Source organism: Yoonia sp. (genome assembly GCF_036007805.1).
Taxonomy (GTDB): Bacteria; Pseudomonadota; Alphaproteobacteria; order Rhodobacterales; family Rhodobacteraceae; genus Yoonia.
The window spans coordinates 1-6,182 of the sequence record NZ_DASYOK010000355.1 but is presented as its reverse complement, the minus strand read 5'-3'; the positions used below and the strand labels follow the sequence as shown (position 1 = coordinate 6,182).

At 58.1% G+C, this 6,182-nt stretch carries 6 protein-coding genes; 5 read left to right on the top strand and 1 reads right to left on the bottom strand.

The features are described 5' to 3' along the window. The 3 genes from VGP75_RS18575 to VGP75_RS18565 form a co-directional block, all read left to right on the top strand. Positions 1–1,348, top strand: a 1,348-nt coding sequence (locus VGP75_RS18575; protein WP_327545072.1) for an acetate--CoA ligase family protein, incomplete at its 5' end; no start/stop codon positions are given. Further along, the gene (locus tag VGP75_RS18570) at positions 1,341–2,126 is read left to right on the top strand and encodes a carnitinyl-CoA dehydratase (protein ID WP_327545071.1); all 786 of its coding nucleotides are present in this window, start codon (positions 1,341–1,343) and stop codon (positions 2,124–2,126) included. The genes VGP75_RS18575 and VGP75_RS18570, both read left to right, overlap by 8 nt. Positions 2,127–2,248: 122 nt before the next feature. After that, positions 2,249–3,283 (top strand): extracellular solute-binding protein, encoded by a 1,035-nt coding sequence (locus tag VGP75_RS18565; protein WP_327545070.1) that lies wholly within the window; start codon positions 2,249–2,251, stop codon positions 3,281–3,283. 57 nt (positions 3,284–3,340) lie between these two features. On the opposite strand, the gene VGP75_RS18560 is transcribed toward VGP75_RS18565, so the two are convergent. Next, complete coding sequence (locus tag VGP75_RS18560; RefSeq protein WP_414727822.1) at positions 3,341–4,999, bottom strand: ABC transporter permease; 1,659 nt, start codon at positions 4,997–4,999, stop codon at positions 3,341–3,343. Positions 5,000–5,191: 192 nt separating this feature from the next. On the opposite strand from VGP75_RS18560, the gene VGP75_RS18555 reads away from it, so the two are divergent. Further along, the gene (locus tag VGP75_RS18555; protein WP_327545069.1) at positions 5,192–5,911 is read left to right on the top strand and encodes a DsbA family protein; all 720 of its coding nucleotides are present in this window, start codon (positions 5,192–5,194) and stop codon (positions 5,909–5,911) included. Positions 5,912–5,979: 68 nt separating this feature from the next. Continuing rightward, a partial coding sequence (locus tag VGP75_RS18550; RefSeq protein ID WP_327545068.1) for a heavy-metal-associated domain-containing protein occupies positions 5,980–6,182 on the top strand: 203 nt, incomplete at its 3' end.

Below are 6,182 nucleotides of genomic sequence, written 5' to 3'. Positions count from 1 at the left end.
GCGTTTGGGCAAGCCGATTGTCGCGTTGAAAACCGGCAAATCCGAACAGGCGCAAAGGGCCGCGATTTCGCACACCGCTTCGCTTGCGGGCAGCGATGCGGGTGCTGATGCGCTTTTTAATCGTCTGGGGATCGGGCGGGTGTCGTCACTCTCGGCCTTTCTCGAGACTCTCAAGCTTTTGCATATTGTGGGGCCTTTGGGCGAAGCCACGGTCGCCTCAATGTCGTGTTCGGGTGGTGAGGCCAGCCTGATGGCTGATATGGCGCTTGGGCGGTCGATCTCGTTTCCGCCGCTTTCGGCGTCGCAACAGGTCGATTTGCGAAACACCCTCGGGCCAATCGTGGCGTTAGCCAATCCATTGGACTATCATACCTTTATCTGGGGCAACGAAGACGCGATGGCCGCCACATTTTCCGCCATGATGTCACCGGACATGGCGCTGGGTGTCGTGATCCTTGATTTCCCGCGCCCTGACCGCTGCACAGCCCCTGCGTGGGACTTGGTGCTGAATGCCGTAGAACGCGCGCAGGCGCAGACAGGACGGCCCATTGCGGTGCTGAGCTCGCTGGTTGAGAACATGCCCGAGGATGTTGCGATTGATCTTGTCGCGCGCGGTATCCTGCCGCTTTGCGGCATGCCCGAGGCGATTGAGGCGATCGCGGTCGCGGCGTGTGTCGGCAAACCTAAGGGGGCCGGGCTGTTTGTGCCGCCTGTGGTGCAGCCTGCAAAGACACTGAGTGAGACCGAAGCAAAGCAGGTCTTGAAGGGCTATGGCCTGCCGGTCCCGCGGTCGGAATACGTCACAAACATCAAAGGGCTTGCAGATGCGGGGCAGGTGGTTGGCTTTCCTGTTGTTCTGAAGGGTACCGGTGTCGCCCATAAGACCGAGGCGGGCGCAGTTGTTGTTGGAATCGCTGACCAGGCGGCTTTGCTGCGTGCCGCAAAGGCAATGCCGACGGCAACATTTCTGGTCGAACAGATGATCACCGATGTGATCGTCGAGCTTCTTGTTGGTGTCGTGCTTGATCCGGCGCATGGCTATGTGCTGACACTTGCGGCGGGCGGGACCTGGGCGGAAATTCTGGACGACAGTACGAGCCTGATCCTGCCCGTTGATGCCGGTGACATTAAGCAGGCGCTTAATGAATTGCGGATTGCACCTGTCCTGAACGGCTATCGCGGCGCGCCTGCGGTCGATGTCCAAGCGATCATTGACGCGGTGCTGGCGGTGCAGTCCTATGTCATGACACAGACGCCGATAGAAATAGAAATCAACCCGCTGATGTGTGGCCCAAAAGGGGCCGTCGCGGCGGACGCGTTGATCACAACAGGAGAACGCCATGACTGACGGCCCTATCAAGACAACCCGCGACGGGTATATCCTTGAAGTGACGCTGGACCGGCCCAAAGCGAACGCGATTGATCTAGCCACCAGCCGGATCATGGGCGAGGTCTTTGCTGATTTCCGCGATAATCCTGACCTGCGTGTGGCGATTGTCACCGGTGCAGGCGAGAAGTTCTTTTGCCCGGGCTGGGATTTGAAGGCGGCCGCCGAGGGTGATGCAGTTGATGGCGACTATGGCAAGGGTGGCTTTGGCGGGCTGCAGGAATTGCCGCGTATGAATAAACCGGTGATCATGGCGATCAACGGGATTTGCTGTGGGGGCGGGCTGGAGCTGGCACTGTCGGGCGATATTCTTTTGGCGGCTGAACATGCCACTTTTGCCCTTCCTGAAATCCGCTCCGGCACCGTGGCTGATGCAGCGTCCTGCAAGTTGCCCAAGCGGATTCCCTATCACATTGCGATGGAGATGCTCTTGACAGGGCGATGGATCGACGCCGAAGAGGCCGCCCGCTGGGGGCTGATCAACCGCGTGGTTCCGGCGGATCAGTTGATGGATGAAGCGCGCAAGATGGCAGCACTTATCGCGTCGGGGCCGCCGCTTGTTTATGCCGCGCTTAAGGAAGTGGTGCGTGAGGCGGAAGACATGAAATTTCAGGACGCGATGAATCGGATCACCAAGAGCCAGTTCGCCACTGTTGAGACCCTTTACAACTCGGAGGATCAGCGCGAAGGCGCGCGTGCATTCGCCGAAAAGCGTGATCCGGTTTGGAAGGGACGATAGAATATTAATATAAAACAGTATCTTAAATTTTCTCCGACAAAAATGATCAGGATATATTGCATATCCTGACAAATTTTGTCAGTTTCCGCGCATTAACTCCAACCCTCGCAAGGATGAAGATCATGCGCACACTACTGAGAAACTCACTCTTCCTGTCGGCGGCCCTGACAATTTCGGCCCCATCCGTCTACGCCCAAAGCGATGCTGGCGAAGTGAACCTCTATTCCTCACGTCACTATGACACTGACGAGCGGCTCTATTCGGACTTCACCGAGCTGACAGGCATCACGGTGAACCGGATTGAGGCAAACGCCGACGAATTGATCGCGCGGATGCAGGCAGAGGGTGCGAACTCGCCTGCTGATATCCTGATGACCGTTGACACCTCGCGTCTTGCACGTGCCAAAGAGGCCGGTCTGTTGCAAACGATTGATAGCGATATCCTCGAGGCCCGCATTCCCGATTACCTGCAGGACGCCGACAACCAGTGGTTTGGCTTCAGCCAGCGTGCGCGCATCATCTTCTATGATAAAAACCGCGTCGCAAACCCACCGCTGGACTATGTTTCGCTCGCTGACCCCGCATATGAGGGGATGGTCTGTCACCGGTCGTCCACCAACGTCTATTCACAGACATTGCTATCGGCTGTGATTGAAAACTACGGTGAAGAGGCCGCGACCGCTTGGGCGCAAGGTTTCGTCAACAACTTTGCGCGTGACCCACAGGGCGGCGATACTGACCAATTGCGTGGTCTGGTGTCTGGTGAATGTGATATTGCTATCTCGAACACCTACTACTTTGCCCGCGCCCTGCGCACGGACGTTGACGGTCTGGACGCTGATGCGCTTGCAAACATTGGCTGGGTCTTCCCTGCGCAGAACGCCGAAGGCGCGCATATGAACCTGTCAGGTGGTGGTGTCGCTGTGAACGCACCGAACCGCGACAATGCGATCAAGTTCCTTGAGTATCTCGCTTCTGATCGCGCACAGCAGTACTTCAGCGCAGGCAACGACGAATATCCTGCGGTCCCCGGTGTTGGGCTGTCACCTTCTGTCGCTGCCATGGGTCTTTTCCGCTCCGACGCGGTTGATCTGAGCGCCGTTGCAGAAAACCTGCCTGCAGCACAGCAGATCTTCAATCAGGTCGGTTGGGAGTAAATCCTACCACTCACGTCTCCAAGGGCGCCTCGCAAGGGGCGCCCTTTTTTGTGCGCGTCAGGCGCGGCCCGTGCCGATCTTGCGGCACAGCAGGATCACAGGGATCAACCCGATTGCCGCAATGACAAGGCTGGGCACCGCCGCACCCTCAAGCCGTTCATCCGAGGCCAACCGGTAAGCCTGTACCGCGAGCGTGTCAAAGTTGAAGGGCCGCATGATGAGGGTTGCGGGCAATTCCTTCATCACATCGACAAAGACGATCAAGCCTGCGGTCAAAAGGCTGGTGCGCAACAGGGGCATATGGACCCGTCTGACCAGACCGGGAATGTCTTGGCCCAAGGTGCGGGCTGCTGCATCCATATTGGGTGCAACCGACGCAATTCCACCCTCATATGCGCCAATGGCCGCGGCAAGGAACCGGATCATATAGGCGGAAATCAACAGCCAGATCGAGCCCGTAAACAAAAGCCCTGTCGAGATATCGAAAGTAGCGCGCATCCAGCTATCAAGCGCGTTGTCAAAGGCCGCAAACGGCACCAAGAGCCCAACGGCGATAACGCCACCCGGCACAGCATAGCCGATCCGTGCGAGATAGAGGGACGTACCGGTCAGGCGGCTTGTGCTGACACGGTGCAGGGTGCCGAGGATCAGGGCCGCAAGCACCGTAAGGACCGCAGCGATGCCAGCAAGGGTGAGCGAATTACGGATAAAGCCCAGATAGCGTGGGCTCAGCAGATCTTGCTGCGATCCGGCCGCCATCACGCTCAGTGCGATAACAGGCAGGACAACGCCAAGCAAAACAGGCGTGAGGCAGAACAGGAACGCACCGAGCTTTTGTCCCCTGCTCAGCGTAAGCCGCTGCAAAGGCGCGTTGCGCCTGCCGCTGGTATATTTTGCGTTGCCTCGACTGGACCGTTCCAGCATCACAAGAAGCAGCGCAAAGCTCAGCAGTCCCAACGCCAGTTGCGCCGCCGCTGCGCGATCCGCCAGTGAAAACCAACTGGTGTAAATGCCCACCGCGAAGGTTTGCACGCCAAAATAGGCCACCGTGCCGAAATCCGCGATCGTCTCCATCGCGACCAGCATTACGCCCGAGGCAATCGCCGGTCGCGCCATGGGCAGCGACACATGCATGAACGCCGAGAAAGGCGAGCGGCCCAGAACCCGCGCGGCCAGAAATGTGCTTGATCCTTGCGCCGCAAATGCGGCCCGCGCCAAAAGATAGACATAAGGATATAGCACGAGGGTCAGCATCATCGCTGCGCCACCCAGCGAGCGGATTTCAGGGAACCAATAGTCGCGTGGTCCCCATCCCGTCAGATCGCGCAGCAAGGTTTGTACGATCCCGGGATGGTCAAGAACATGCGTATAGCCGTAGGCCAGCACATAGGCCGGAAAGGCCAGAGGCAGGGCCAGCGCAATTTCCATCCAGCGCCGCCCGGGAAAATCGGTCATGGTGACAAGCCATGCGGCACCTGCGCCAATAAATGCAGCCCCTGCCATGACCAGCGCCACGAGGATCAGTGTGGTGATTGTGTAGCGTCCCAGGACCGTTTCGGCCAAATGGTTCAGCGTATCGAAAGATCCGGTCAATGCCGCTGCGACAACGCCGATGTAAGGCACGATACAAACAAGCATCACAAACACGGCGATCCCCCTGAAAAGGGAGGTCAGTGCGGGCCTGTGTGACGGTTTGTTTGCGCGTGATTGTTCCATAGCCTGCACCTAAACGAAAGCGGGGCAGAGGAGCAAGCGATAGGGGCGCGTCCTTGCTTCGCAATCGTGTCATCTGCGGTATGTTGCTTTGTGGCTTAGTTGCAGAAATCACATTTAAGTATGTGGCCAACAGTGGTGCAAAATGATTGTATGTAAGCGACCCTGCGATTTATCCGATGGAATGGACCCGACATGCGCATACTTTTGGCCACCGCACTGATGACCCTGCTCCCGTTCGGGGCAGTCGCGCAGACCGTGTCTGATGAGGACATCAAAGCGCTGGCGCTTGACGCAATCCGCGAAAACCCGCAGATCATCATGGAGGCAATCGCGCTGATCGAAGAGCAGCGCAGCGCAGCGCAGGCGGCCGCACAGGCCGAAATCTTGCTCCGCCAGCGTGCGTTTCTTGAAAACGATCCAAACGCGCCCTTCGTCGGCAATCCTGATGCCGGGACCGTGATTGTGGAATTCTTTGACTACAACTGTCCCTACTGCAAACGCGCTGCCGGTGATGTGAAGGCGCTTCTTGCAGCCGATGACGATGTGCGCGTCGTCTACCGTGAATGGCCTATCTTGGGAGAGGGGTCTGTTCTTGCCTCGCGGGCTGCACTTGCAGCGCGCAATCAGGGCAAATACGAAGAAATGCATTGGGGTTTGATGGAAATGCGCGGACGTGCCGAAGAGGCATCTATCTTCGCATTGGCGCGGTCCATTGGGTTGGATGTCGCGCAACTGCGCGAGGACATGCAGAGCGACGACGTGACTGGCCACATTGCCGCCTCTGACCAGTTGGCGCAGAACCTCGGCTTTACCGGCACACCGGCATTTGTGATTGGCGATGCTTTGGTTCCTGGCGCGATCCCGCTGGCAGAGCTTCAGCAATACGTCGCAGAAGCCCGCGCCGTAGAATAACCTGATTGCCCCTTGACCTTCCAGTGAGTGGAAGCCCTATGTAGAGTGTCTACCAAAGGTGGCACTCTATGACACAAAGCTCTCTCACACTCCAAATCTCGAAACTTTCTTGCGGATCTTGCATCGCGCGGGCCGAAAACGCCCTGCGCGCCGTTGATGGCGTTGGCGAGGTGGCGGTGAACCTCGCTTCGGAAAGCGCTGTGGTCGGATTTGACGCGCCGGCAACCCCTGCCAAAATGACGGAGGCTCTTGCGACCGCAGGCTACCCTGC

Bases quoted from the DNA above. Each gene is read 5' to 3' on its own strand.
- VGP75_RS18565 (WP_327545070.1), top strand. From the start codon at position 2,249: ATGCGCACACTACTGAGAAACTCACTCTTCCTGTCGGCGGCCCTGACA.
- VGP75_RS18560 (WP_414727822.1), bottom strand. From the start codon at position 4,999: ATGGAACAATCACGCGCAAACAAACCGTCACACAGGCCCGCACTGACC.
- VGP75_RS18570 (WP_327545071.1), top strand. From the start codon at position 1,341: ATGACTGACGGCCCTATCAAGACAACCCGCGACGGGTATATCCTTGAA.
- VGP75_RS18555 (WP_327545069.1), top strand. From the start codon at position 5,192: ATGCGCATACTTTTGGCCACCGCACTGATGACCCTGCTCCCGTTCGGG.